Here is a 24,393-nt window from a genome sequence, read left to right as displayed (position 1 = left end):
AATCACATTGATGTAGATCAATGGTGTATCAATTTTTCCTGCGACTGAGTGAAGCGCCCAAAGATGTCTTCTGCCAACCGAAACCCGAACGCCCTGCCGGTTTATGTTCAGATTGCCGAGCTTTTGATCCGCGACATCGCCGCCGGTCGCCTGATTGATGGTGAGCGTTTGCCGCCCGAACGGGACCTTGCCGCGGAACTGAAGGTATCGGTAGGGACCCTGCGAAAATCGCTGGCTGAGCTAGAGAAAAAAGGGATGCTGGAGCGTATTCAGGGATCAGGCAATTATGTACGTGAGACCGGAACGCAGAACAGCGTCTATGCGATGTTCCGTCTTGAACTGCCCGAGGGGGGTGGGTTGCCGCGGGCAGATATCCTCTCGGTCGACCACCTGAAAAAGCCTGTGGACCTGCCGCGCTTTGGTTCATCGGACATGGGATCGCGGGTGCGTCGAATGCGCTACCTGAATGATACAATTATCGCGGTTGAAGAAATCTGGCTGGATGAGTCCGCTGGTTTGATTGATCGACAGCTGCTGTCCGACTCGCTTTATCGGTACTACCAGCACCAGTTGGGGTTCTGGATCACGCGTGCGGAAGACAGGGTTTCCCTCGGGATGTTGCCGGATTGGACGCCCCCTGATTTCACCAGGCCAGCCGGAGAAACGGTTGGCTACATCGAACGGTTCAGCTGGTCGGAAAAACCAAAACCGGTTGAGTTTTCAAAAACATGGTTCGACCCGGATCGAGCCACCTATGTCCAACGACTGAAGTAAAAGGAACTGCGCATGACCCGGACCATTCACTACGGGCTGATCGGATGCGGTATGATGGGGCAGGAACACCTGCACAATATTGCCCTGCTGGACGACACGCGCGTTTCAGCGATTTTTGAGCCTGACGCCGAGATGGCGAAGGCAGCGCAGGCGATTGCGCCTGACGCGGTGATGGTGTCTTCGGTCGAAGAATTGCTTGCGGTCGACGATCTGGACTGCGTCGTCATCGTTAGCCCCAACCACCTGCATGTGGATCAAATCGAAGAGATTGCCCGGACGCGCCCGTTGCCGTTGTTGGTAGAGAAACCACTTTTCACAGATTCGGTGGATGCGGCGCGGCTTGAGGCGCTGCAGCGTGATTATCCGCACCCGATCTGGGTTGCGATGGAATACCGCTATATGCCGCCCATTGCTGCGCTGATTGCAGAGGCTGAGGCCACGGGCGGCGTTAAGATGCTGTCGATCCGCGAGCATCGGTTTCCGTTTCTGGAAAAAGTCGGGAACTGGAACCGGTTCAACCGGAATACCGGCGGAACATTTGTCGAGAAGTGCTGCCATTTCTTCGACCTGATGCGTTTGATCCTGCAATCCGATCCGGTTCGCGTTACAGCCAGCGGCGGGCAGGCGGTTAACCATCTGGATGAGGACTATGAGGGCGAAACGCCCGATATCCTTGACCATGGCTATGTCATCGTGGACTTCGCCTCGGGCGCGCGCGCGATGCTGGAACTTTGCATGTTTGCCGAAGGATCACGGTATCAAGAGGAAATCTCAGCCGTTGGGCAAGACGCCAAGATCGAAGCGTTGGTGCCAGGGCCGGGGCGGTTCTGGCCAGAACATCTGGGCGCGCCGCCGGTCCCGCAGATCATTGTCAGCCCACGTGCCCCAAAAGGTCCGGTCACCAAAGAAATACCCGTCGATCCGCGCCTGTTGGCCGCCGGGGACCACAATGGTTCAACTTTCTACCAACATCAGGGGTTCTTAGCTGTTCTACGAGGCGAAAAGGCACAACCTGACGTCACCCTGAACGATGGCCTTTGGGCCGTGCGCATCGGTTTGGCGGCGCAACAGGCATTGGAAACCGGAGAGACTGTGCGCCTCTCGTCTTGATGCCGATAGGAAACCTGCGTTCCAGATACGCACATAATCGGGTGTCGTTTTTGGCACCCGATACGTCTTTTCCGCTTGCTGGGCGTTGTTCGAGGCAATAGCTCTGTCTGTGGGACACCCCTCCCCAACGAGGGGCGTGTATCTGTAAGGGTAATACACATGAGCATTGAACAACCGGCGACGCGGCCGGCAAATCCGCGTTTCTCCTCAGGCCCCTGCGCCAAACCCCCCACATTTGATCTGACCAAACTGGCCGATGCCGCGCTGGGCCGGTCGCACCGTGCAGCTGTCGGCAAGGACAAGCTGAAGGCCGCGATCGAAGGCACGCGCGAAGTGCTGGGCATCCCTGCGGATTACAAGATCGGGATCGTTCCCGCCTCGGACACTGGCGCGGTTGAGATGGCCCTGTGGTCGCTGTTGGGCGAACGCAAGGCCGAGATGTTGGCCTGGGAAAGCTTTGGCTCTGGCTGGGTGACCGACGTAGTCAAACAGTTGAAGATCGACGCCGAGGTGAAGACGGCGGATTATGGTCAGCTCGTTGATCTGGCCTCGGTTGATTTTGCCAATGACGTTGTCTTTACATGGAACGGCACCACCTCGGGCGTCCGGGTTCCCAATGGCGACTGGATCGCGGATGACCGTCAGGGTCTGACGATCTGTGACGCAACCTCGGCTGCGTTTGCGATGGACCTGACCTGGGACAAACTGGATGTGACCACCTTTAGCTGGCAGAAAGTGCTGGGCGGTGAAGCGGCGCACGGGATGTTGATCCTGAGCCCCCGTGCAGTGGAGCGGCTGGAAAGCTACACCCCGGCATGGCCCCTGCCCAAGATTTTCCGCCTGACCAAGGGCGGCAAGCTGATCGACGGTATCTTTACCGGTGCAACGATCAACACGCCCTCGATGCTGGCGGTCGAAGATTACTTGTTCGCATTGGACTGGGCGCGCTCGGTTGGTGGTTTGCAGGGCCTGATCGCCCGTGCGAATGCCAATGCCGGTGCGGTTCACGCGTTCTGCGACCAAAACGACTGGATCGCCAATCTGGCAGAGGATGCGGCGACACAGTCGAACACTTCGGTCTGCCTGAAGTTCACCGACACACGCATTCAGGACGGTGCGACATTCGCCAAAGCTGTGGCCAAGCGGCTTGAGGTCGAGAATATCGCATTGGATATCGGCGCCTACCGAGACGCACCCGCAGGCCTGCGCATTTGGTGCGGTGGCACGGTTGAAACCTCGGATATCGAGGCGATGTTGCCCTGGCTGGCTTGGGCCTTTGAGGCCGAGATCGCGGCGCAGACAGAAGCTGCCTGACCCTTTTTACCGGGCCGTCTCAGGCCCGGATTTTTCATGACATTCAAGGACCACAAACATGGCCCCCAAAGTACTCGTATCCGACAAACTCAGCGAAACCGCCGTGCAGATATTCCGCGACCGCGGCATCGACGTGGATTTCATGCCCGATCTGGGCAAGGATAAGGAGAAGCTGGCCGAGCTGATTGGCCAATACGACGGTCTGGCTATCCGCTCGGCCACCAAGGTTACGCCGACCTTGCTGGAAAAAGCCGACAATCTGAAAGTCATCGGCCGTGCTGGTATCGGCACCGACAATGTCGATAAGGATGCCGCGTCGAAAAAGGGTGTGATCGTCATGAACACGCCGTTTGGCAACATGATCACCACCGCCGAACACGCAATTGCGATGATGTTCGCCGTTGCGCGTCAAATCCCCGAGGCCAGCACGTCGACCCATGCAGGCAAATGGGAAAAATCCAAATTCATGGGCATCGAGCTGACCAATAAGACCCTCGGCGTCATTGGCGCGGGCAACATTGGCGGTATTGTTTGTGAACGTGCGCTGGGCCTGAAAATGAAGGTCGTCGCCTACGATCCCTTTCTTGGCGAAGAGAAAGCCGCCAAGATGGGCGTCGAAAAGGTCGAGTTGGACGAGTTGCTGGCCCGCGCCGATTTCATCACACTGCACGTGCCGCTGACCGACCAGACGCGCAATATCCTGAGCCGTGAAAACCTGGCCAAGACCAAGCCCGGCGTACGCATCGTCAACTGCGCCCGTGGTGGTCTGGTCGACGAAGATGCGCTGGCCGAGATGCTGCAATCCGGCCATGTCGCAGGGGCAGCGTTTGATGTGTTCAAAGAAGAACCGGCAAAGGACAACCCGCTGTTCAACTTGCCGAACGTCGTCTGCACGCCACACCTTGGTGCTGCAACGACCGAAGCGCAGGAAAATGTTGCCCTGCAGGTGGCTGAACAAATCTCGAACTATCTGCTGACTGGCGCGGTGGAAAACGCGCTGAACATGCCCAGCGTCACTGCCGAAGAAGCCAAGGTCATGGGTCCATGGATCAAGCTGGCCGGTCACCTGGGTAGTTTCATTGGTCAGATGACCGATGAACCGGTTAAGGCAATCAACATCCTGTATGACGGTGTCGCGGCTGAGATGAACCTGGCTGCTCTGAACTGCGCCGTGGTTGCCGGGATCATGAAAAAATTCAACCCGGAAGTGAACATGGTGTCAGCCCCGGTTGTAGCGAAAGAGCGCGGGATTCAGCTATCGACCACCAATCAGGACAAGACCGGTGTCTTTGACGGCTACATCAAGGTGACTGTAGTAACCGATAAGCGCGAACGCTCGATCGGGGGTACGGTTTTCAGCGATGGCAAGCCACGCTTTATCCAGATCAAAGGCATCAATATCGACGCCGAAGTCGGTGCCCATATGCTCTATACCACCAACGAAGACGTTCCGGGCATCATCGGCGCGCTGGGTCAGACCATGGGCGAGAACGACGTGAACATCGCTAACTTTACGCTGGGCCGTGCCGAAGCGGGCGGAGAAGCGATTGCTTTGCTGTACGTGGACGAACCTGTTCCGGCCGAAGCGCGGGCGAAACTGGCGGAAACGGGGCTATTCACTCAGATCAAACCGCTGGAATTTGACGTAGCATAAGATTCTGTCCGAAAATTGTGACCTTGGCGATGCCCGTGCAAAAAATGTGCGGGCATTGTCTTTTTTCTGCAACCGAGTTGTTGCACAAAGTGACTGACATATTCCAAGAGGTAGCGTTTTGAGCATCCCAATTTACGCAGTCGGCGATATCCATGGCCAAATGGGCATGCTGCAAAACGCGCTATCCCGGATCGAGGCGGATGGCGGGCCGGATGCGCGTGTTGTCTTTCTTGGGGACTATGTGGATCGTGGCCCGAACAGCCGGGAGGTTCTGGATCTGCTGATCGAAGGGCGCAAGGCGGGGCGGAACTGGGTCATGGTCAAAGGCAACCATGACCGGATGATGGTCCGTTTCGTGCAGGATTGCGAGATCGCAGACAAGCTGTTGCCGATCACTTTGAACTGGCTGAATCCCCGGCTTGGGGGCCAAGAGACGCTGGCATCCTACGGTGTCGAGGTCCCGGACAATGACCGGATCTTTCAGGTTCACGAACGGGCCTGCGCCGCTGTGCCGCCGGAACATTTGGACTTTATCAATGCTTTGCCAACCTATCATCAAGAGGGTGAGCTATTGTTCGTTCACGCTGGCATCCGACCTGGTATCCCCTTGGCGCAGCAATCCGAGGATGATCTGGTTTGGATACGACAAGAGTTCTTAATCGAATCCAGCCCGTACCCTTGGCTGATCGTGCATGGGCACACACCCGTGGATACGGCGGAGCATTGCGGCAATCGTGTCAATCTGGACGCAGGGGCAGGTTATGGTCGACCACTGGCCACAGCCGTGTTCGAAGGGCGTCAGTGCTGGTTGCTGACGGACGCCGGCCGGGTCCCGTTAGAGCCTAATCCGCGGTAAACATATCTTTGTAAAGCTCGCGCAAGGCGTTCTTTTGCACTTTCCCCATAGTGTTTCGGGGCAGCTCATTCAGCACGATCAGTTGGCTGGGGTGTTTGAACCGCGCCAGTTGGTTCTGAACGCTGGCCATAATGGCATCAAGGTCAGGCGCTCGGCCCGGTTCTGCAACCAGAATACCCAGAACGGTTTCGCCGAAATCAGCGTGTGGCACGCCAATTACGGCGCTTTCCAGCACACCGGGCTGGTCGTCCAGCACCAGTTCGACCTCTTTGGGGTAGATGTTGAACCCGCCCGAAATGATCAGGTCCTTGCCGCGTCCCACGATGTGTACGTAACCATCCACGTCCACGCGTCCGAGATCACCGGTGATAAAGAACCCGTCTTCGCGCAATTCCGCAGCGGTTTTTTCGGGCATTTGCCAATAACCTTCGAAGACGTTTGGTCCGCGCACTTCGATCATTCCTATCTCGCCTTGCGGTAATGCCTCGCCGGTTTCAGGGTTGGTTACCTTTAGTTCGACACCCGGCAGCGGGAACCCGACAGTTCCTGCGCGACGTTCACCGTCATAGGGGTTCGAGGTGTTCATATTGGTTTCCGTCATACCATAGCGTTCAAGGATGCGGTGTCCGGTTCGGTCCTCGAACCGTTCATGCGTCTCGGCCAGCAGGGGGGCCGAACCCGAGATGAACAACCGCATGTGCTGCGCCAGATCACCGGTGAACCGATCATCCGCCAGCAATCGGGTATAGAAGGTCGGCACGCCCATCATCGAGGTCGCATTGGGCATCAGGCGAAGGACATCATCCAGATCAAACTTCGGCAGAAAGATCATCGAACTGCCCGAAGCCAGAATAACGTTCGTCGCTACAAACAACCCGTGGGTATGAAAGATCGGCAAGGCGTGCAGCAGCACATCATCCTGGGTAAACCGCCATTCGTCCACCAGCGTCTCGGCATTGGACAGCAGGTTGGCTTGCGTCAGCATCGCACCTTTGGAGCGCCCGGTCGTGCCAGAGGTGTAGAGGAATGCGGCAAGATCACCTTCGGTCCGCTTGACTGGTTCGAAGGCAGGAAGCATACCCAATGCCCGCCGCATCAAGCTGCCCGACCCATCTGCGTTGAGCGTCTCTAACCTGGCGTTTTGCGCCTCGGCGATGGGCGTCAGTTCCGCTTGTTTGGCGGCATCGCAAACCACCAGCGCAGCCCCACTGTTTTCGATGAAATAGCAAAGCTCGCCGGATGTGTAGGCCGTGTTCAACGGCAAAAAGATCAGCCCGGTTTGCGCGCAAGCCGCGTAGAGCGCCAGCGCTTCTGGTGACTTTTCCACCTGAACAGCAACTCGGTCTCCGGGCTCAAGCTCGTACCCGTTCAACGCGTTAGCGATCCGGGCTGCCGTGTCAAGAAAAGCTGAATAAGTGATGGATTGACCGTCAAGCAGGTGAAGAAACGGCGTATCCTTGCCCGCATGGATGCCAAACAACCGATCATAGAGTGGGTTACCCATCCCATATTTCCTTCGCACAGGATCAGATTGCGCTGAATCTGGCGTGGATTAGGGACACGGTAAAGCAGAAATCGCGGTCAGGTTCAGAACTGAGTGGTCATCCGGTACCCGGCGGCGAAGTACATCTTTGCAAAGGTGACTGGCTGGCCCTCAAGCCATGTGATCCGTTCGCCCGTGAACACCGGCTCGCCGATGGGCAGATCCAGGAATGCGGCCACCGAGTCGTCGGCGCGACTGGCCAGGAAACTCAGCTCGACATTGGTGAAGGGAACGGTCTGTATAAGCCATTCATTCGGGCCTATTGAGGCGAAGTCCGCATTTACCACTTGCGGAACCGAGTCTATGACGATCCACCGGTCTTCGTATTGAAACGGAGTATTGCCGTTAAAATGCATGCAGCGAACATGCATCACGTGTTGGTCCGGTTTCAGCGCCAGTCTTGCGCACAGCCATTCGGGCGCTCGCTCGGCAACTGATGAGACCAAAGCATAACGATAGATTCCGCCCAACGCCTCAACCTCGTCCCGCACCTTGGGTATTGTGAAACGGGCCTGCCTTTGCGGCGCGCTTAGAACCCGTGTACCGGCTTTGCGGCGACGCTCCAGAAACCCTTCGTCCGCCAGCTCTCGCATTGCGCGGTTCACGGTCGTTCTGGTGCACGAGAATTCGACGGCCAGGTCCTGCTCGTTGGGCAGCAGCGAATCCGGCTGCCACTCACCCGACCGAATGCGTGCCAGCACGGTTTCCTTGATGTCCCTGTAGCTGGTGGTTTCGTTAGATTGGGTCATGGTGCCTCAAGTTACCTGAATAGGTGCGTTTAGACGTCAGCCAAAAGATCGGCAATCGCCGACCGGTACGCTGGAATTATCCGATCCCGTTCGATGTGGCGGCCTTGCTGCACCATGTGGCGCCCTGCTGACCAAAGATCCGTCACCAACCCGTCCGGCGCTGCAAAGCACAGCCCGTCCAGCACCTGTTCGTCAGTCAGCGCGCAGATCGTGGGATGAGATCGGTCGATCGCAACAAGGTCGGCCAGCTTGCCGACTGCGATTTCCCCGGCATTTCTTCCCAAAGCCTGCGCGCCCCCTTGTGCGGCCCCTGTATACAACGCCTGACCGACTGAGCCTTCATTTTTGACCAAAACCGTCCGCGCATGGTCCCGCAGGCGTTGGGAATATTCCAAAGTCCGCAGTTCCTCAGGCAAAGAAATCCTCACGTTAGAGTCTGATCCCACGCCAAAGCGACCACCTTCTTCGACATAAACTGCACCGTTGAAAATACCGTCGCCCAAATTCGCCTCGGTAATCGGGCACAACCCGGCAACGGCGCCCGAACGCGCAACGGCGCGTGTTTCGGCATCGGTCATATGAGTTGCGTGGATAAGGCACCACCGGTCATCGACGTCGACATGGTCCAGCAGCCACTCGACCGGCCGCTGTCCAAGCGCGGCCTCTACATCGGCCACTTCTTTCAGCTGTTCGGCGATGTGGATGTGGACGGGACCACCAGGAGTGGCATTCAGAACCTTGCGCAAATCCGAAGGCGATGTTGCCCGCAGAGAATGCGGGGCGATACCGATCACAGAATCCGCATGCGGTGGAGCTAAACGGCATTCCTCGACCAGGTTCAGAAACTGATCCACAGAATTGCCAAAGCGTAGCTGACCGCCCGCCAAGGGTTGTTGTTCGACACCGCCGTAGGTGTAGAGAACCGGAAGGTGCGTCAAACCGATTCCAGTTTGGGTGGCCGCGGCAAATATGCGCTGGCTCAGTTCCGACACGTGGTCGTAGCGCCCGCCGCCCGGCTGATGATGGATATAGTGAAACTCACCGACCGAGGCATATCCGGCCTCTTGCATCTCCAGATAGACCAAAGCGGCAATGGCCTCTACGTGATCCGGCGTCAATCTGTCCAGGAACCGGTACATCAGAGTGCGCCAGGTCCAAAAGCTCTCGCGCCCGGCGACGCGCACTTCTGTCATACCGGCCATCGCGCGCTGAAAGGCGTGGCTGTGCAGGTTTCCCAAGGCTGGCAGCAAGACATCAACCTGTGTGTCTCCGGATCGCGCGGTCGCTTGTGATTCCAAGCTTTGGATCTGACCGTGCGCGATTTCTACCCGCAAGTTACTGATCCAATCAGAGCCTAATAAAGCCGTATTCGCATGGATGGTCATCGCATTTCCATTTTGTGTAGACTTTAAACTTTTATACGTATACGAAAAATCTAACGACAAAGGGAGCCCAAAAGAATCGATATGGTCAAAAAATCTGTCCTTTTGAGCACGCGGGTGGCGACCATGGATGATGGCGCCGAACCTTATGGGATGGTTCAGGACGCAGCACTTGTTGTTGATGGTGAGAAAATTGCCTGGATCGGGTCTCGGAATGCACTGCCTGCAGACTATTCTGACTGGCCGAGCGTGGATTATGGCGACCGGCTGATAACGCCGGCGCTAATCGACGCCCACACACATGTGGTCTTTGGTGGCAACCGGGCGGTCGAGTTCGAAATGCGCCTGAATGGTGCCTCGTATGAAGAGATCGCGCGCGCAGGTGGTGGAATTCTGTCGACTGTCACAGCGACCCGTTCGGCCAGCGAAGAGGCCCTGTTAGAGGATGCCCTGACGCGAGTGGACGCCCTGATGGCCGAGGGCGTGTCGTGCATCGAGGTCAAATCGGGCTATGGTCTGGACACCGACTCAGAGCTCAAGATGCTGCGCGTCGCGCGCCGGATCGGCCAAGTGCGCCCGGTGCGAGTGAAAACAAGTTTTCTAGGAGCACATGCGGTGCCGCCTGAGTTTCAGGCGCGCGCTGATACCTACATTCGCGATGTTTGCATCCCGACTCTGCGTTTGGCGCATGAAGAGGGGCTGGTGGATGCCGTTGATGGCTTTTGTGAGGGGATCGCCTTTGATCCGTCTCAGATCGCTAAGGTCTTCGATGTGGCGAAAGAACTGAACCTTCCGGTCAAGTTGCATGCAGAGCAGCTTTCGAACCTCGGAGGGGCAGCCCTGGCGGCTTCTTACGGGGCGTTGTCGGCAGATCATATCGAATATCTGGACCAGGTTGGCGTGGCCGCCATGGCACAGGCCGGAACCGTGGGTGTGCTGCTGCCGGGGGCGTTCTATACGCTGCACGAAATACAGGTGCCGCCGGTTGAACTGCTGCGCCAGTATGGGGTGCCGATTGCGCTGGCGACGGATTGCAACCCCGGCTCGTCCCCTCTGACGTCGCTTCTGCTGACCATGAATATGGCTTGCACCTTGTTCCGCCTGACGCCGGAAGAGGCATTGGCTGGCGTGACCCGCAATGCGGCGCAAGCCTTGGGCCTGACCGACACTGGCACAATAACTGAAGGCAAACGCGCGGACCTGACGGTATGGGACATCACGCACCCAGCCGAGCTGTCCTATCGGATCGGCTTCAACCCGCTGCACGCCCGCATTTTCGGAGGTTTGTAATGAAGACCCTGTCGCTTGTGCCCGGTCAGGTCACGCTGTCGGATCTGTCCGAAGTGTATTGGTCGCAGCCCGCAGTATCGCTGGATGACGGGTGCAAACCCAAGGTGGAGGCTGCAGCCAAACGCATTCTCGAAGCTGCGGCCGGGGAAGACCCGGTTTATGGCGTTAACACCGGGTTCGGAAAACTGGCCAGCCACAAGATCGCGGCAAAGGATACTTCGACCCTTCAGCGCAACCTGATCCTCAGCCATTGCTGCGGCGTTGGTTCGGCCGTGCCACGCCGTGTGACCCGGCTGATGATGACGCTAAAACTGTTGTCCTTCGGACGCGGAGCATCGGGTGTGCGTTGGGAGCTGATCGACCTGTTGCAGCAGATGCTGGCCAAGGGCGTGACCCCGGTTATTCCCGCGCAGGGGTCGGTCGGGGCCTCGGGCGATCTTGCGCCCCTGGCGCATATGACAGCCGTAGTCATCGGCGCTGGGGAAGCCGAGGTTGACGGAACCATCCTGTCAGGCGGAGAAGCGCTAAAATCAGTTGGATTAGAGCCTATTCAACTCGGTCCTAAGGAAGGGCTTGCCTTTATCAACGGCACGCAATTCTCGACTGCATTCGCGCTGGCCGGTCTGTTCGAAGCCTGGCGTGCAGCGCAAAGCGCGCTGGTCATCTCGGCCCTGTCGACGGATGCGATCATGGGATCGACTGCGCCCTTGCAACCCGAAATCCATACCCTGCGCGGGCACCGCGGCCAGACCGAAGCCGCCAGCGCCATGCGTGCCGCACTGGCCGGGTCCGAAATCCGCGAAAGCCACCGGGATGGCGACACGCGCGTGCAGGACCCATATTGCATCCGATGCCAGCCGCAGGTCACCGGCGCGGCCATGGATGTCATGCGCCAAGCGGCCACCACGCTTGAGATCGAGGCGAACGCGGCCACCGACAACCCTTTGGTTCTGACCGAGGCAGGTGCCATCGTTTCAGGTGGAAACTTTCATGCCGAACCGGTCGGCTTTGCCGCAGACATGATCGCACTGGCTGTGTCCGAGGTCGGCGCGATTGCACAGAGGCGCATTGCCTTGATGGTCGACCCGACGCTCAGCTTTGATCTGCCGCCGTTCCTGACGCCTGATCCCGGCCTGAACTCGGGTCTGATGATTGCCGAAGTCACGACCGCCGCCTTGATGAGCGAGAACAAACACCTTGCCAATCCTTGTGTAACCGACAGCACACCGACCTCGGCCAACCAGGAGGATCACGTGTCGATGGCTGCACATGGTGCGCGGCGTCTGACGCGGATGGTCGAAAACCTGAACTACATTCTTGGTGTTGAGTTGCTTTGCGCCGCTCAGGGGGTGGAGTTCCGCGCACCGCTGGCAACCAGCGGACCATTGCAACGCGTCATGCACAGAGTACGGGCAGAGATCCCAACACTGAACGAAGACCGCTATTTGGCACCCGATCTGGAAACATCCAAGTGCTTGGTGGCTGAGGGTGACATCCTTGGGGCAGTGGGTGCCCAGATGCCGGGGCTGTTCTGATGCAGGTGTTCAGCGTTCAGCGCGGGGACGGTCCCATTGTGCTGGGGCAGCCTCATGGCGGAACTTATGTGCCAGACGAAATAGCGGTCCGTCTGAATGACAACGGGCGCGTATTGGCCGATACGGATTGGCACATAAACAGGCTCTATAACGGGATATTGGGCGATGCCACGGTCGTGCAGTCGCATGTTCATCGCTACGTCATCGACGCAAATCGTGATCCGTTCGGCGCCTCGCTATATCCGGGCCAGAATACCACCACCCTTGTGCCTCTGACCGACTTCGACGGGCAGCAGATCTGGAATGACGGGCAATCACCGTCCGAGGATGAGGTCGAAGGTCGACGGCGTAAATACCACGCGCCTTATCACGCTGCCCTGAAGGATGAACTGAACCGCGTGCGGGATCGGCACGGCGTGGCGATCCTGTTTGACTGCCACTCGATCCGGTCACTGATCCCGTTTTTGTTCGAAGGCGAATTGCCGGTGTTCAACACTGGAACCAATGATGGGCTGACGTGTGACACGGCCATTGAGCAAGCCGCGCACGACGTGGCGAGCAAGGCCCAAGGGTTCACTTCGGTCCTGAATGGCCGGTTTCGCGGGGGATGGACCACCCGCCACTATGGTCGCCCTTCTGATGGCATACACGCCATCCAGATGGAGATCGCGCAGCGGGCTTACATGGACGAGACACCCCCGTGGACATGGCGCGAGGACCGCGCTGCGAAACTGCGCGCCCATTTAAAAACCATGCTGACCCGCCTCAACGATCTTGCCCTCTCGGGCGCATTGACCAGACAAGGAGCCCAGAAATGAGCGATCCGCGCAAAAACACCCGCGACATCTATCCACCGACCGGCCCCGAGTTGAACGCCAAAAGCTGGGTAACCGAGGCCCCGCTGCGGATGCTGATGAACAACCTGCACCCGGATGTTGCCGAGAACCCGCATGAGTTGGTGGTCTACGGTGGTATCGGTCGCGCGGCCCGCACGTGGGAAGATTTCGACACTATTGTTTCCGGTCTGAAGGATTTAGAGGAAGACGAAACGCTGATCGTTCAGTCGGGCAAGCCGGTCGCGATCATCCGCACGCATAAGGATTCGCCGCGGGTGCTGATCGCCAATTCCAACCTCGTTCCACATTGGGCGACCTGGGATCACTTCAACGAGCTCGATAAGAAGGGCCTGATGATGTACGGCCAGATGACCGCTGGCTCGTGGATTTATATCGGCACGCAGGGTATCGTTCAGGGCACCTATGAGACCTTTGCCGAGGCAGGGCGTCAGCACTACGACGGTGACCTGACAGGCAAGTGGATTCTGACCGGAGGTCTGGGTGGAATGGGCGGCGCGCAACCGCTGGCGGCCGTGTTCGCAGGCGCCTCATGTCTGGCTGTTGAGTGTAACCCGGACAGCATCGATTTCCGCCTACGGACCAAATACCTCGACGAAAAGGCCGAAACGCTGGACGAAGCGCTGGAGATGATTGACCGCTGGACCAAGGCTGGCGAAGCGAAGTCGGTTGGTCTGCTGGGCAATGCGGCAGAGGTTTTCCCCGAGATCTACGCCCGGATGCAGGCGGGCGGGATGCGTCCCGATATCGTCACCGACCAAACCAGCGCGCATGATCCGATCAACGGCTATCTGCCATTGGGTTGGACCATGGGCGAATGGCGCGAGAAGCGTGAAACAGACCCTAAAGCGGTGGAAAAAGCCGCTCGCGCTTCAATGAAGCAGCATGTCGCGGCGATGGTGGATTTCTGGAACGCGGACGTTCCAACGCTGGATTACGGCAATAACATCCGGCAGGTCGCGCAGGATGAGGGGCTGGAGAACGCCTTTGCCTTCCCCGGCTTTGTACCCGCCTATATCCGCCCGCTGTTTTGCAAAGGCATCGGCCCGTTCCGCTGGTGTGCTCTGTCGGGCGACCCCGAGGACATCTACAAAACCGATGCCAAGATGAAGGAACTGTTCCCCGAGAATGAGCACCTGCATCGCTGGATCGACATGGCGCAAGAGCGGATCGCGTTTCAGGGTCTTCCTGCGCGTATCTGCTGGATTGGATTGGGTGACCGGCACCGCGCTGGGCTGGCGTTCAATGAGATGGTCGCCAATGGCGAGCTAAAGGCGCCGGTGGTGATCGGACGCGACCATTTGGACTCGGGGTCTGTGGCCAGCCCCAACCGCGAGACTGAGGCGATGCTGGATGGCTCGGATGCGGTCAGCGACTGGCCGTTGCTGAATGCGCTGATCAATACGGCGAGCGGGGCGACATGGGTGTCTCTGCATCACGGTGGTGGCGTCGGGATGGGCTTTAGCCAACATGCGGGTGTTGTGATTTGTGCCGATGGCACCGAAGATGCCGCGCGGCGGTTGGAAAGGGTTCTCTGGAACGACCCGGCCTCGGGCGTCTGGCGCCATGCGGATGCAGGGTACGACATTGCCAAGGATTGCGCGCGGGCCCATGGGCTGCGCCTGCCGGGTATTTTGGGCTAGTTCGAAACAGACTCTGGCGAAAATGCTGCACCTGCGATATTCGCAGGTGAGCTTGCCGGAGATCAAACATGTACGTTGCCACCCTGTTGACCAACCCCGATGTGTCTAATCTGGATTTGTCGCTGGTCGAGTCATTGCGGAACGCATGGGGCGGCGACGAAATCGTGTGGCTCAGCCCGGATGAAGCTGCAGAGTTTTCCCTGGCCGAAATGTCGGGCAACCGTTGGGATGTCTGGGCGGACCTGCAACAAATGGGTGTCGATCTAGTCGTCCAACCGGCAGAAGGACGTCGCAAAAAGATGCTGTTGGCCGATATGGACAGCACCATGATCCAACAGGAATGCATCGACGAACTGGCGGATGAGGCCGGCGTCGGCGAACGCGTCAAGGACATTACCGCACGTGCGATGAATGGCGAGCTGGACTTTGAAGGCGCGCTGACCGAACGGGTTGGTCTGTTGAAAGGTCTGGATGAGGCGGTGATCGGTAAAGTACTGGACGAACGCATCACTCTGATGCCGGGCGGCAAGGAGCTGGTCGCGACGATGCGCCAGAACGGAGGCTATGCCGCCTTGGTCTCGGGCGGTTTCACGGCGTTTACCGCAAAAGTGGCCGAGGTGCTGGGCTTTGACGAGAACCGTGCCAACACCCTGCTGGCCCAAAACGGAAAACTGACCGGGGATGTACTGCGGCCCATTTTGGGGCGTCAAGCCAAGGTGGATGCCTTGGAACAGATCACCGCGAGACTGGGCTTGCGTGAAGAAGACGTTATTGCCGTAGGCGACGGGGCCAACGATCTGGGGATGCTGCACCGCGCGGGAACAGGGGTGGCCCTGCATGCCAAGCCCACGGTTGCCGAGCAATGCGAGGTTCGGATCAACCATGGCGATCTGTCGGCACTGCTGTATGTACAGGGCTATAGCCGCTCGGAATTCGTGTCCGGTTAAAGGTCTTCCCTTTATTTAACTCACATGTTAAATAAAGGCTATGAACACTCTGATAAACGCTTTTTCTGCTTTGTCCGATTCCACTCGGTTCTCGATTGTTGAGCAACTGATGCAGGACGGAGAGCTGCCTGCCGGTGACCTGATTCAAGGGCGCGGTATGTCGGGCGCAGCGATTTCGCGCCATCTGAAAGTGCTGCGCGAGGCCGGATTGGTGCAACAGCGCGTCCACGGCACCCAGCGGATGTATTCTATCCAGCCCGACGGGCTGCGGGCGATTGCGGAATGGACGATCTCGAAACGTCAGTTCTGGGAAAACAGCCTCGATCGTCTGGGCGACCTGATTGAAAAGGAAAACTCATGGCCGACCTGAAACTGGAACGTGAGTTCCCGACCACCCCCGAAAACCTGTTTGCCTGGATAAGTGACGGGGCGAAGCTGTTGCAGTGGTGGGGGCCCGAAGGGGTGCATGTGCCCGAGCATGACCTGAATTTCTCACGCACGGGGCCTTGGTATTCAATAATGAAGAACGCAGAAGGCCAAACATTTAAAGTCTCAGGCCACGTAACCCATGTTGATCCGCCCAATTCGGTTGGGTTCACTTGGGCCTGGCATGACGATCAGGATCAGCGCGGGGCGGAAAGCCACGTGACGTTTTCGGTCGTTGCGACCGAAAACGGCGCGCGGTTGGTTCTGGACCACCGCGAACTAGCAGATGCCGAGGCTGCAGCGAACCACAACATGGGCTGGACATCGTCGCTGGCCAAGCTTGAGGCGCAGTTTGGATAAGTTTTCATTAGGGAGGAAATAAAATGCCACAATATTTGTTTGTCTATCACGGCGGAACCACACCAACCGACCCCGCTGAAGTAGAAGCAACTATGGCTGCCTGGGGTGCATGGTTTCAAGGCATGGGTGAGGCGCTGGACATACCCGGCAATCCGGTTGGTCAATCCTATACGGTCAGCAACGGAAGCGTCGTCGACAATGGCGGCGCAAACCCGGCATCCGGCTTTACGGTTGTAAAGGCCGATAGCATTGATGCCGCGACCGAAATGGCCAAGGGCTGTCCCATGGTAGTCAACGGCTCAGGCTCGGTCGAAGTGGCCGAGGTGCATGAAATCGAAATGTAACCTTAGCCGGGGAACCCCGGCGCAGGTCTGATTACGCCGCATTCCAGCCCGCGACGGCTGTATTGCGTGGCATTCATGAATTTGCGGGTGGCCGGGTGATCGGCCTCCAGCACACCTAGGCTGACAAGAATGGCTGCAATTGCGCATTCGCTGGCGCGGGTGGTGCCATCAGTGATTTTCAGCGCAACACCCATTCGTTTTTCCGGGATGATGGCAATGAACACCGCCTCAGCCCCTGTTTTGATTGCAGCGCGGCCATCCATAGCGCGCATCAGTTCTGTACAGGCGCGGCTTTCGCCCGCCACCAGTTCGGGGTGCTTGATCATGGCTGCCGTAAGCTGTTGCGCTGCGTCGCTGGCACGGTCCGACCGGTCAGCGGCCGATGCAAACCACGCCATCGAACGCGCCAGTCCCACCAGTGATGTCGCAAAGTTCGGGGCCGAACATCCATCGATTCCATAGGCAGGACTGGTTTCTCCAGTGGTATCTTCCAGCGCGGACAGGCAGGCTTGCTGTACGGGGTGGTCGATCTCAAGGTATTCCGGTCCCGCGCCCATGTGCTGTGCGACCGTCAGAAACCCGCAATGTTTGCCCGAGCAATTGTTGTGGATCTGGCAGGGCGTGTCATCGGCAAGTATCAGCCCGTCGCGCGCGGCCATGTCCTGCGGTTCTTGCGGACCGCAGCGCAGATCGTGTTCGGTCAAGCCCAAGTGATCCAGCCAGGCAGTAACCCTGTCGGTATGGATATGTGCGCCGCTATGCGAGGCACAGGCGAGGGCCAGATGCTCGGAGTTCAGGCCATATTTGGCGGCTGCGCCCGATGTGATCAGCGGCAGCCCCTGGATCATTTTTGCAGAAGACCGAGGGTAAATCACCGCGTCCGGATCGCCCCAACTGCGTACGATATGACCGCTGTCGTCGCAGATCACTGCGTGGCCCAGATGCAGGCTTTCCAACAAGGGGCCTCGCCATAGTTCTGTCATTGGTACCGGCTGCGTCATCTGGCCCCTCCATTATATGCGCAAAAATCTGCCAATCGCCCTTTCGCCTGTGGCGAAACCTGCGTTAGTGTGTGTATGTCGACAATCATCGGAATACGCAACTTACAGACGAACCGACAGAGTTCGTATGCGGTCTCGATGGGTATGAGGTATTAGGTCGAGCTAGGAGGCTGGACAGATGGGATTAAAACTCGTCCGCACAATTGCGGGTCTGTGCGTGGCAGGAATGGCCACAACCGCAATCGCTCAGCAGGCGACCAGCACCAATCGGGTTGCTGCGAAGACCGACTGGAGCGTTTTTGTGGAGAAAGATCCCACAGAGTGCTGGAGCGTATCCGCGCCCAAAGAGACTGTGAACACCAAAGGCGGACGCGTGGTTTCGGTGCGCCGCAGCGACATCCTGTTGTTCGTGTTCTACCGCCCGAATGCCGAAGTCAAAGGTCAGGTGACCTTTACCGGCGGCTATCCTTTCGCGGCAGGATCGACGGTCACCCTTGAGATTGACGGCACCGAGTTCGCTTTGATCACCGAAGGTGAATGGGCCTGGCCGGCAACCGAAGGCGAAGACCTGAAGGTCGTCGCAGCGATGAAGCGCGGCACCGAGGCCGTTCTGACCGCCCGGTCCGAGCGCGGAACCCAGACCAAAGACACGTTCTCGCTTTTGGGTTTCAGTGCTGCGATCGAAGACGCCGAAAAACGCTGCACCCAATAAGCAAGTACAATAGGTTTACGCAGCCCCGTCATTTGGCGGGGCTTTTTCGTGGGCGATCATACGTGTCATCCGATATTTACGCTACGTCCACCACCCCAAATTGATCCGCATCAAGGCAAGCGATCCATCTTTCTGAACCAATCAGTTCAAATATATGGAAGGAGCTTATCCATGCTGAACAAACCTCTTGCTGCCGTGTTGGTGGTCGCCGCCGTATTTCTGAGCGCATGTGAAAAAAACAACGAAACCTATCCGGTTTCTGGCGAGCAATGCGGTCCGAAAGATCCCGTGCAAACTTTGGACGCGGATGATTGCGACATTCTGCCAGCAGGGATCTGATATGTTTACCTGATCTGATTCCTCGCAATCGCAATGCAGATAGTTCGGTCGCATCGGTTTGGCCTTTGCGGCCGACTTGCAATTGGGACTATGGCGCAACGCGTGCTACGGTGGCCTCATACAAGGGTTCATATGTGGAAACGGATAATGCGTTACGTCCTGATTGCAGTTCTTTTCTCTTCGACCGCGTGGGCAGATCCCAGCCTGGAATGTTTCGACGCAGGTTCGCAGGTCGAAATCGGAGCTTGCGTTGGGGAAATGGAGAAACGCGTGAATATAGCTGTTGAGACAAGCTATGGCTTCGCCATGCAGTCCGCATTTGAGTTGGACGAGGTCACAGACCGTGTGGTGGCACAACCGGCACTTGAGGCTGCACAAGAGGCATGGAGAGGATATCGCGATGCGCAATGTGAAGCAGTGGGTGCTTCATACGGCGGCGGCTCTGGCACCGGCATCGCCATCGCGTCTTGTCGCGTCGATCTGGGCCGGGCGCGTGTGGACGAATTGCTGCGTATGGCAAATTAAACGATACGAATTCTTTTGATCTTTGCGCGCGATCCTATATAGAGGCGCATCCCAAGCCCGAATTCGTTGAGATAGCCACATGTCGCCCAAAGCGCCGATCACTCAAGATGTCATGACCATCCCCCGCAAACTGCCCGAGGGGAAGATCAACCTTGTCGGGTTGACCCGTGATCAGTTGCGTGACGCTCTGATCGAACATGGCACGCCGGAAAAGCAGGCCAAGATGCGGACCGGGCAGATCTGGCAGTGGATCTATCAATGGGGCGTGCGCGATTTTGCCGAGATGACCAACCTCGCCAAAGCGTATCGTGCGCAACTGGCTGAGAATTTCGTTGTGGAAATCCCCGAAGTCGTGACACGGCAAGTGTCCGAAGACGGCACGCGCAAGTACCTGTGCCGCATCGCGGGTGGCCATGAGGTCGAAGTTGTCTACATCCCCGAAGAGGATCGCGGGACCCTGTGTATCTCGTCTCAGGTTGGCTGCACGCTTACCTGTTCCTTCTGCCATACGGGCACGCAGAAACTGGTGCGCAACCTGACGGCTGCAGAAATCGTCGGTCAGGTGATGATGGCCCGCGACGATCTGGACGAATGGCCGACCCCTGGTGCGCCAAAGGACGAAACACGCCTGTTGTCGAACATCGTTCTGATGGGCATGGGTGAGCCGCTTTATAACTTCGAAAACGTGCGCGACGCGATGAAGATCGCCATGGACCCCGAAGGCATTTCTCTGTCACGCCGTCGGATCACCCTGTCGACGTCCGGCGTGGTGCCGGAAATTGCGCGCACAGCTGACGAGATCGGCTGCTTGCTGGCGATCTCGTTCCACGCGACAACGGATGAAACCCGCGATTTTCTGGTGCCCATCAACAAGCGCTGGAACATCCAAGAACTGCTGCAGGCGCTGGCAAGCTATCCCAAAGTGTCCAATTCCGAGCGGATTACTTTTGAATACGTGATGCTGGATGGTGTGAATGATAGCGACGAAGATGCGCATCGCTTGATCGACCACATCAAAAGCCACAACATTCCCGCCAAGATCAACCTGATTCCGTTCAACGAATGGCCCGGCGCGCCTTACAAGCGCAGCTCGAATAACCGCATCCGCGCGTTTGCAAACATCATTTATCAGGCGGGATATGCCTCTCCCATTCGCAAGACGCGTGGCGAGGACATCATGGCAGCTTGCGGTCAGTTGAAATCGGCCACAGAGCGCGCCCGCAAGTCGCGCAAGCAGATCGAAGCCGAAGCGGGATTGCAGAGCTGACAAGCCCAACTTTCGTGCAAACTACGCCAAGAAATTAATTTTCTGGCCGCTGTTATTTGTATGCACAATTTGATATGTTTCGGGGGCTGAAACCGGCTGCCTAGGCCTCACGCTTGCGCACAAAGCAGTGAGAGTCGCATTCCGGTCGTGGCGCGTTTGTTCATGGCCGCTATCATTTTACACGTAACTTGCGGCGTTCAGGCGAACCTTTTGAAGCAGGTGGGCCAAATACATGTTTGTACGATTTATAAGACTGTTTCCGACATCTCTTGCGGCTTTGTTTGTGGTGGGGCTTGCCGCGTACCAAGCTGGCGCTCAATCCAGTGGTGAGGATGCTCACCTTGCCATTGAAAATCCTGCCGAGCTGTCCAAAGAAGAAGCTTTGGGCATCTACAAGTCCCTGCAGCGACGGATGGAGCGTGGCTATGCCGCCGCGCAGTTAGATTTGCTGATGAACTATCAGGCATGGCCGCTGTTCAACGATGCCCCTTACATCTCGGCGACCCATGGGCAGCGCTATGTGAACAGCTATGCCAACCGCATGGCGCACAACTATGGTACTTTGGCCGAGGGTGAAAAGCTGCCGATGGGGTCGGTGCTGGCCAAGGACAGCGTCACGGTTACGGACGAGGGCAACGTCCATCCCGGGGCTTTGTTCGTGATGGAAAAACTCGGTCAAGGCACCAGCCCGGAAACTGCGGACTGGCGCTATATCATGGTCATGCCGGACGGGTCTTTGTTTGGTGACACGATGGGCGCGCGTTCGGACGCTGTCGTCTATTGCCACGATTGTCACGAAGCGGTGGCTGATCGGGATTACACTTTCTTTGTTCCCGAAGAGTATGTTGTCGGCAACTAAGCGCGGGTTACTTGCGACCGAACCGCGCCGTTCCAATTACCTCGATCAATGTCTGACGCACCGGCTCCGGTTGTGTTTCTACCGCATTCAGAACCTCTCGTAACTCGGCCCGAAGGCCGTGCATCTGGTCGATCAGTGAGATCATCATCGACAGCGCATCAGGCTCCATCTCGTATTGGTCATGCAGCTCGCACGCCAGCTCCAACCGAGCCACGTCGAGGGTGTGATACACCAACCCCTGCTCGGTTTGCTCGGGAATGACGATCTCGGCAGCCAGGTATTCGGTCAGGCGGGTCGAGGTCAGGCGCGTGACGGTTGCGATCAGCTGCTCTTCGGTCAGGGTGCGGGTCATGACGGCATTCCTTTCCGCGGATCATAGCTGTGGCTTTCGCGCCAAGTCTCCATGAATTGCTTCAACTCGTCATCAATCTGATCGGGCATGGACACGGTCAGTTCGATCAACTGATCGCCGCGATCGGACGAGCCGCGCTTCTTGACCCCCTTGCCGCGCAGGCGCAACGTCCTACCGCTGCTGGTGCCTGCGGGGACACTGACATTGACGCCGCCATCAATGGTGGGTGCGGGTACCTTGCCACCCAGAATGGCTTCGTCGATCGTGATCGGCAGAGTGATATGAATATCGTCGCCCTGACGATCGAATACAGGATGCTTTGCCACAGACACGGTTACCAAGGCGTCGCCGGCGGGCCCGTCGCCGAACCCCGGATCACCCTTACCGCGCAGGCGGATGGTCTGCCCGTCGGTGATGCCAGCGGGTATTTTGACTTCGATCCGATCGCCATCGGGCAGAGTCAGCTTCTGGCTGGCGCCGAACACCGCGTCCAGAAAACTGATCTGCAGGTTATAAGCGCGGTTGTGGCCCGGCGCGTGGAATTCATGCGTGCGCTGCTGGTATCCTCCGCGGCCACGCATGAATTCGGCAAAGATGTCTGACATGTCATCCGGGTCTGCTGCGCGCGCGCGATAAGGGTTCCCGGCGGCCTCGGCATATTCGCGATAATACTGCTGCTGGGGACGTTCCTGACCCGAGGCATCAATTTCGCCACTATCGTAACGCGCGCGTGTGTCCGCATCTTTCAGCAGGTCATAAGCCGAAGCGGCGGCCTTGAACTTGGCTTCAGCCTCGTCATCCCCGGGTTTCAGGTCCGGGTGGCACTCTTTGGCGATGCGCCGATAAGCCTTCTTGATCTCGGCGGCGCTGGCGTCTTTAGCGACACCAAGAACGGTATAGGGATCGTCGCTCATCACATCTCTCGTCGATGGGGGTGGGTCTGATCTTTATGAATGTGTTTTATCATGCGATTTCAATGACCCAAAAGGAAGTGGCTTTTGAAACCGCTCGCAAATTCCTTCGAGTCTGTTAACATCTGCATGTTTCTAATTGATCATTCACGGAGAACCCCATGACGCGCAGAATAAAATCCGCACTGGCCCTGTTGGCCGGGAATGCCATCGGGTTGTTGCTTGCGACGCTGTTGTTGTCGGGGTTTGCGATCAAGCCAATTTCATTCATCGTCGTGGTGATCGTGTTCACCCTGGTGCAGGTGGTGGCCGAGCCGCTGATCCTGAAGCTGGGTGAGAAAAAAGCCCCCTCGATCAAAGGTGGGATTGCCTTGATTGTGACATTTGTCGGCCTGTTGGTGACTGATCTGATTACGGCCGGGTTGACAGTTGGCGGCGTTGCCAACCTGTTAGCGGCGACCCTGCTCGTTTGGCTGGGCGCGTTGATCGCCAGCGTTCTGCTGCCGATCTACGTGTTCACCGAATTGCGCGAGCCAAAGAAGTAATTACAGCGCGTTCAGGCTGCTCTCAATCGCCTGCCACAGTTCCTCTAACGGTTCGCAACCTACTGACAGGCGGATGAATGCAGGGTCGACATCGTCGCCCCAGCGTGCCCGTCGTTCGGCAGAACTGTGAACACCGCCAAACGATGTGGCCGGCCGCAGCATCGGGCACGTGTTGATGAAAGCTTCGGCCTTTTCCTCGGTCTCTAACGTGATCGACAACAAGAACCCAAACCGGGACGTCTGCAACTTGGCCAGAGCATAGGACGGGTCATCCGACAGGCCGGGATAGCGGATCTGTTTCACGGCCTCATGTTCTGCCAACCGTTCCGCGAGTACTTGCGCCGATGCACACATCCGGTCGAAACGAACGTCCAGCGTTTCCAACCCGCGATGCAGCAGCCATGCCTCATACGGGCCGGGGATCGCGCCGGAAACGCGCCTCCATTCTTCGACCCGTTCCATGATCTGCGCGTTGCGGCTGGCGACATGACCCATTAGCAGGTCCGAATGCCCGCCCATTGCCTTGGTATCCGAAGCGACCACCACGTCGATGCCCAAATCCAACGGGCGTTGCCCCAGTGGGGTCATGGTTGTGTTGTCGGCAATCGTGAGACCGCCCGCCACGCGAACGGCAGTGGCGATCGCAGGCAGGTCCATCATATCCAGACCGGGGTTCGAGGGGCTTTCCAAAAAGACCACGTCAAACCCGCCAAACCCGCCCTCTGCGAACGCCGTCGTTGGACGCTCAGTAACCGAGACGCCCAGATTGGACAGGAACCGATCGGCCAGCAATCGTGTGACATAATACCCGTCCGAGGGGATCAGGATATGGGACCCGGCTTTGACCGTCGCGAACAAAGCCGCAGAGATCGCCCCCATACCTGACGGAAAGGTCAGACAGGGCGCGTCTTCCAAATGTGCTAGCACATGTTCCAGATGCACCCATGTCGGGTTGTCGACCCGACCATAGGTCGGATGCCCGTCCGGTGCGCCGGGCAGATGGTACATACTGCTTTGTGTCAGCGGCAGGGCCACCGGATCGCCCTTGTTCAGTGCGTTCCCACGCAGGTGCAGCATCTCACCGGTTTTTGGCGGTTTCAT

Annotated in this window: 26 protein-coding genes; 19 read left to right on the top strand and 7 right to left on the bottom strand. The window is 57.9% G+C overall.

Features of this window, described 5'->3' with window-relative positions:
* Positions 1-63: 63 nt before the first annotated feature.
* From AC2FIO_RS18570 to AC2FIO_RS18550, 5 genes are all read left to right on the top strand, one after another.
* Positions 64-774: a GntR family transcriptional regulator gene (locus AC2FIO_RS18570; protein WP_496699515.1), complete on the top strand. Its 711-nt coding sequence runs from the start codon at positions 64-66 to the stop codon at positions 772-774.
* Between the two features lie 12 nt (positions 775-786).
* On the top strand, positions 787-1,884 hold the full coding sequence (locus tag AC2FIO_RS18565) for a Gfo/Idh/MocA family protein (protein ID WP_496699513.1): 1,098 nt from the start codon (positions 787-789) through the stop codon (positions 1,882-1,884).
* A 159-nt stretch (positions 1,885-2,043) separates the two neighbouring features.
* Positions 2,044-3,198 (top strand): phosphoserine transaminase, encoded by a 1,155-nt coding sequence (locus AC2FIO_RS18560; protein WP_496699511.1) that lies wholly within the window; start codon positions 2,044-2,046, stop codon positions 3,196-3,198.
* Positions 3,199-3,256: 58 nt separating this feature from the next.
* Positions 3,257-4,852, top strand: a complete 1,596-nt coding sequence (gene serA / locus AC2FIO_RS18555) for a phosphoglycerate dehydrogenase (RefSeq protein ID WP_496699509.1) — start codon at positions 3,257-3,259, stop codon at positions 4,850-4,852.
* Positions 4,853-4,970: 118 nt separating this feature from the next.
* Positions 4,971-5,708: a metallophosphoesterase family protein gene (locus AC2FIO_RS18550; protein WP_496699507.1), complete on the top strand. Its 738-nt coding sequence runs from the start codon at positions 4,971-4,973 to the stop codon at positions 5,706-5,708.
* Here the strand turns inward: AC2FIO_RS18550 and AC2FIO_RS18545 are convergent.
* The 3 genes from AC2FIO_RS18545 to AC2FIO_RS18535 form a co-directional block, all read right to left on the bottom strand.
* Positions 5,695-7,212 (bottom strand): malonate--CoA ligase, encoded by a 1,518-nt coding sequence (locus tag AC2FIO_RS18545; protein WP_496699505.1) that lies wholly within the window; start codon positions 7,210-7,212, stop codon positions 5,695-5,697. The genes AC2FIO_RS18550 and AC2FIO_RS18545 overlap by 14 nt on opposite strands.
* 83 nt (positions 7,213-7,295) lie before the next feature.
* Positions 7,296-8,000, bottom strand: coding sequence for a histidine utilization transcriptional repressor HutC (gene hutC / locus AC2FIO_RS18540; protein ID WP_496699503.1), 705 nt, complete (start codon positions 7,998-8,000; stop codon positions 7,296-7,298).
* A gap of 29 nt (positions 8,001-8,029) precedes the next feature.
* Positions 8,030-9,385 carry a formimidoylglutamate deiminase gene (locus AC2FIO_RS18535; protein ID WP_496699501.1) on the bottom strand — a complete coding sequence of 452 codons (1,356 nt, stop codon included), beginning with the start codon at positions 9,383-9,385 and terminating at the stop codon, positions 8,030-8,032.
* Between the two features lie 81 nt (positions 9,386-9,466).
* Between AC2FIO_RS18535 and hutI the strand changes: the two genes are divergently transcribed.
* From hutI to AC2FIO_RS18495, 8 genes are all read left to right on the top strand, one after another.
* On the top strand, positions 9,467-10,672 hold the full coding sequence (hutI, locus tag AC2FIO_RS18530; RefSeq protein WP_496699499.1) for an imidazolonepropionase: 1,206 nt from the start codon (positions 9,467-9,469) through the stop codon (positions 10,670-10,672).
* Complete coding sequence (gene hutH / locus AC2FIO_RS18525; RefSeq protein ID WP_496699497.1) at positions 10,672-12,207, top strand: histidine ammonia-lyase; 1,536 nt, start codon at positions 10,672-10,674, stop codon at positions 12,205-12,207. Before hutI ends, hutH begins: the two co-directional genes overlap by 1 nt.
* Positions 12,207-13,025, top strand: coding sequence for an N-formylglutamate deformylase (gene hutG / locus AC2FIO_RS18520; RefSeq protein ID WP_496699495.1), 819 nt, complete (start codon positions 12,207-12,209; stop codon positions 13,023-13,025). Before hutH ends, hutG begins: the two co-directional genes overlap by 1 nt.
* Positions 13,022-14,704, top strand: coding sequence for a urocanate hydratase (gene hutU, locus AC2FIO_RS18515; protein WP_496699493.1), 1,683 nt, complete (start codon positions 13,022-13,024; stop codon positions 14,702-14,704). Before hutG ends, hutU begins: the two co-directional genes overlap by 4 nt.
* Before the next feature lie 68 nt (positions 14,705-14,772).
* Positions 14,773-15,651 (top strand): phosphoserine phosphatase SerB, encoded by an 879-nt coding sequence (serB, locus tag AC2FIO_RS18510; RefSeq protein ID WP_496699491.1) that lies wholly within the window; start codon positions 14,773-14,775, stop codon positions 15,649-15,651.
* Between the two features lie 40 nt (positions 15,652-15,691).
* Positions 15,692-16,021 (top strand): ArsR/SmtB family transcription factor, encoded by a 330-nt coding sequence (locus tag AC2FIO_RS18505; protein ID WP_496699489.1) that lies wholly within the window; start codon positions 15,692-15,694, stop codon positions 16,019-16,021.
* A complete protein-coding gene (locus AC2FIO_RS18500; protein ID WP_496699487.1) occupies positions 16,009-16,437 on the top strand; it encodes an SRPBCC family protein in 429 nt (142 codons plus the stop codon). The genes AC2FIO_RS18505 and AC2FIO_RS18500 overlap by 13 nt, the downstream gene beginning before the upstream one ends.
* A gap of 23 nt (positions 16,438-16,460) precedes the next feature.
* Positions 16,461-16,781, top strand: a complete 321-nt coding sequence (locus AC2FIO_RS18495) for a YciI family protein (RefSeq protein ID WP_282120369.1) — start codon at positions 16,461-16,463, stop codon at positions 16,779-16,781.
* 2 nt (positions 16,782-16,783) lie between these two features.
* On the opposite strand, the gene AC2FIO_RS18490 is transcribed toward AC2FIO_RS18495, so the two are convergent.
* Positions 16,784-17,782: an asparaginase gene (locus AC2FIO_RS18490; protein ID WP_496699485.1), complete on the bottom strand. Its 999-nt coding sequence runs from the start codon at positions 17,780-17,782 to the stop codon at positions 16,784-16,786.
* A 178-nt stretch (positions 17,783-17,960) separates the two neighbouring features.
* Between AC2FIO_RS18490 and AC2FIO_RS18485 the strand changes: the two genes are divergently transcribed.
* The 5 genes from AC2FIO_RS18485 (at position 17,961) to AC2FIO_RS18465 (ending at position 21,484) form a co-directional block, all read left to right on the top strand.
* On the top strand, positions 17,961-18,494 hold the full coding sequence (locus tag AC2FIO_RS18485; RefSeq protein WP_058272619.1) for an invasion associated locus B family protein: 534 nt from the start codon (positions 17,961-17,963) through the stop codon (positions 18,492-18,494).
* A gap of 171 nt (positions 18,495-18,665) precedes the next feature.
* Positions 18,666-18,833 (top strand): hypothetical protein, encoded by a 168-nt coding sequence (locus AC2FIO_RS18480; protein WP_186437396.1) that lies wholly within the window; start codon positions 18,666-18,668, stop codon positions 18,831-18,833.
* 147 nt (positions 18,834-18,980) lie between these two features.
* Positions 18,981-19,358 carry a lysozyme inhibitor LprI family protein gene (locus AC2FIO_RS18475; RefSeq protein WP_496699482.1) on the top strand — a complete coding sequence of 126 codons (378 nt, stop codon included), beginning with the start codon at positions 18,981-18,983 and terminating at the stop codon, positions 19,356-19,358.
* 79 nt (positions 19,359-19,437) lie between these two features.
* Entirely contained in the window at positions 19,438-20,625 is a 1,188-nt protein-coding gene (gene rlmN / locus AC2FIO_RS18470) for a dual-specificity RNA methyltransferase RlmN (RefSeq protein WP_282152923.1), read from the top strand.
* Between the two features lie 232 nt (positions 20,626-20,857).
* Positions 20,858-21,484, top strand: a complete 627-nt coding sequence (locus AC2FIO_RS18465) for a cytochrome P460 family protein (protein WP_496699479.1) — start codon at positions 20,858-20,860, stop codon at positions 21,482-21,484.
* 7 nt (positions 21,485-21,491) lie between these two features.
* Here AC2FIO_RS18465 and AC2FIO_RS18460 read toward each other — a convergent pair whose 3' ends face one another.
* Both AC2FIO_RS18460 and AC2FIO_RS18455 read right to left on the bottom strand, forming a co-directional pair.
* Entirely contained in the window at positions 21,492-21,836 is a 345-nt protein-coding gene (locus AC2FIO_RS18460; RefSeq protein WP_058272615.1) for a hypothetical protein, read from the bottom strand.
* The gene (locus AC2FIO_RS18455; protein ID WP_496699477.1) at positions 21,833-22,750 is read right to left on the bottom strand and encodes a DnaJ C-terminal domain-containing protein; all 918 of its coding nucleotides are present in this window, start codon (positions 22,748-22,750) and stop codon (positions 21,833-21,835) included. Before AC2FIO_RS18455 ends, AC2FIO_RS18460 begins: the two co-directional genes overlap by 4 nt.
* Before the next feature lie 158 nt (positions 22,751-22,908).
* On the opposite strand from AC2FIO_RS18455, the gene AC2FIO_RS18450 reads away from it, so the two are divergent.
* Entirely contained in the window at positions 22,909-23,292 is a 384-nt protein-coding gene (locus tag AC2FIO_RS18450; RefSeq protein WP_058272613.1) for a hypothetical protein, read from the top strand.
* Here the strand turns inward: AC2FIO_RS18450 and AC2FIO_RS18445 are convergent, their stop codons facing one another.
* Entirely contained in the window at positions 23,293-24,393 is a 1,101-nt protein-coding gene (locus tag AC2FIO_RS18445) for a cystathionine gamma-lyase (protein ID WP_496699474.1), read from the bottom strand. It abuts the gene before it with no gap.

Source organism: Ruegeria sp. CDSB086, assembly GCF_059611065.1.
The sequence above is the reverse complement of the archived record's forward strand: the minus strand, read 5'-3'. Positions and strand labels throughout refer to the sequence as shown.

Excerpts from the sequence above, each read along its gene's own strand:
- AC2FIO_RS18570 (WP_496699515.1), top strand. The coding sequence starts at position 64 with ATGTCTTCTGCCAACCGAAACCCGAACGCCCTGCCGGTTTATGTTCAG.
- AC2FIO_RS18565 (WP_496699513.1), top strand. The coding sequence starts at position 787 with ATGACCCGGACCATTCACTACGGGCTGATCGGATGCGGTATGATGGGG.
- AC2FIO_RS18560 (WP_496699511.1), top strand. The coding sequence starts at position 2,044 with ATGAGCATTGAACAACCGGCGACGCGGCCGGCAAATCCGCGTTTCTCC.
- serA (WP_496699509.1), top strand. The coding sequence starts at position 3,257 with ATGGCCCCCAAAGTACTCGTATCCGACAAACTCAGCGAAACCGCCGTG.
- AC2FIO_RS18545 (WP_496699505.1), bottom strand. The coding sequence starts at position 7,212 with ATGGGTAACCCACTCTATGATCGGTTGTTTGGCATCCATGCGGGCAAG.
- hutC (WP_496699503.1), bottom strand. The coding sequence starts at position 8,000 with ATGACCCAATCTAACGAAACCACCAGCTACAGGGACATCAAGGAAACC.
- AC2FIO_RS18535 (WP_496699501.1), bottom strand. The coding sequence starts at position 9,385 with ATGACCATCCATGCGAATACGGCTTTATTAGGCTCTGATTGGATCAGT.
- hutI (WP_496699499.1), top strand. The coding sequence starts at position 9,467 with ATGGTCAAAAAATCTGTCCTTTTGAGCACGCGGGTGGCGACCATGGAT.
- hutH (WP_496699497.1), top strand. The coding sequence starts at position 10,672 with ATGAAGACCCTGTCGCTTGTGCCCGGTCAGGTCACGCTGTCGGATCTG.
- hutG (WP_496699495.1), top strand. The coding sequence starts at position 12,207 with ATGCAGGTGTTCAGCGTTCAGCGCGGGGACGGTCCCATTGTGCTGGGG.
- hutU (WP_496699493.1), top strand. The coding sequence starts at position 13,022 with ATGAGCGATCCGCGCAAAAACACCCGCGACATCTATCCACCGACCGGC.
- serB (WP_496699491.1), top strand. The coding sequence starts at position 14,773 with ATGTACGTTGCCACCCTGTTGACCAACCCCGATGTGTCTAATCTGGAT.
- AC2FIO_RS18505 (WP_496699489.1), top strand. The coding sequence starts at position 15,692 with ATGAACACTCTGATAAACGCTTTTTCTGCTTTGTCCGATTCCACTCGG.
- AC2FIO_RS18500 (WP_496699487.1), top strand. The coding sequence starts at position 16,009 with ATGGCCGACCTGAAACTGGAACGTGAGTTCCCGACCACCCCCGAAAAC.
- AC2FIO_RS18495 (WP_282120369.1), top strand. The coding sequence starts at position 16,461 with ATGCCACAATATTTGTTTGTCTATCACGGCGGAACCACACCAACCGAC.
- AC2FIO_RS18490 (WP_496699485.1), bottom strand. The coding sequence starts at position 17,782 with ATGACGCAGCCGGTACCAATGACAGAACTATGGCGAGGCCCCTTGTTG.
- AC2FIO_RS18485 (WP_058272619.1), top strand. The coding sequence starts at position 17,961 with ATGGGATTAAAACTCGTCCGCACAATTGCGGGTCTGTGCGTGGCAGGA.
- AC2FIO_RS18480 (WP_186437396.1), top strand. The coding sequence starts at position 18,666 with ATGCTGAACAAACCTCTTGCTGCCGTGTTGGTGGTCGCCGCCGTATTT.
- AC2FIO_RS18475 (WP_496699482.1), top strand. The coding sequence starts at position 18,981 with ATGCGTTACGTCCTGATTGCAGTTCTTTTCTCTTCGACCGCGTGGGCA.
- rlmN (WP_282152923.1), top strand. The coding sequence starts at position 19,438 with ATGTCGCCCAAAGCGCCGATCACTCAAGATGTCATGACCATCCCCCGC.
- AC2FIO_RS18465 (WP_496699479.1), top strand. The coding sequence starts at position 20,858 with ATGTTTGTACGATTTATAAGACTGTTTCCGACATCTCTTGCGGCTTTG.
- AC2FIO_RS18460 (WP_058272615.1), bottom strand. The coding sequence starts at position 21,836 with ATGACCCGCACCCTGACCGAAGAGCAGCTGATCGCAACCGTCACGCGC.
- AC2FIO_RS18455 (WP_496699477.1), bottom strand. The coding sequence starts at position 22,750 with ATGAGCGACGATCCCTATACCGTTCTTGGTGTCGCTAAAGACGCCAGC.
- AC2FIO_RS18450 (WP_058272613.1), top strand. The coding sequence starts at position 22,909 with ATGACGCGCAGAATAAAATCCGCACTGGCCCTGTTGGCCGGGAATGCC.
- AC2FIO_RS18445 (WP_496699474.1), bottom strand. The coding sequence starts at position 24,393 with ATGAAACCGCCAAAAACCGGTGAGATGCTGCACCTGCGTGGGAACGCA.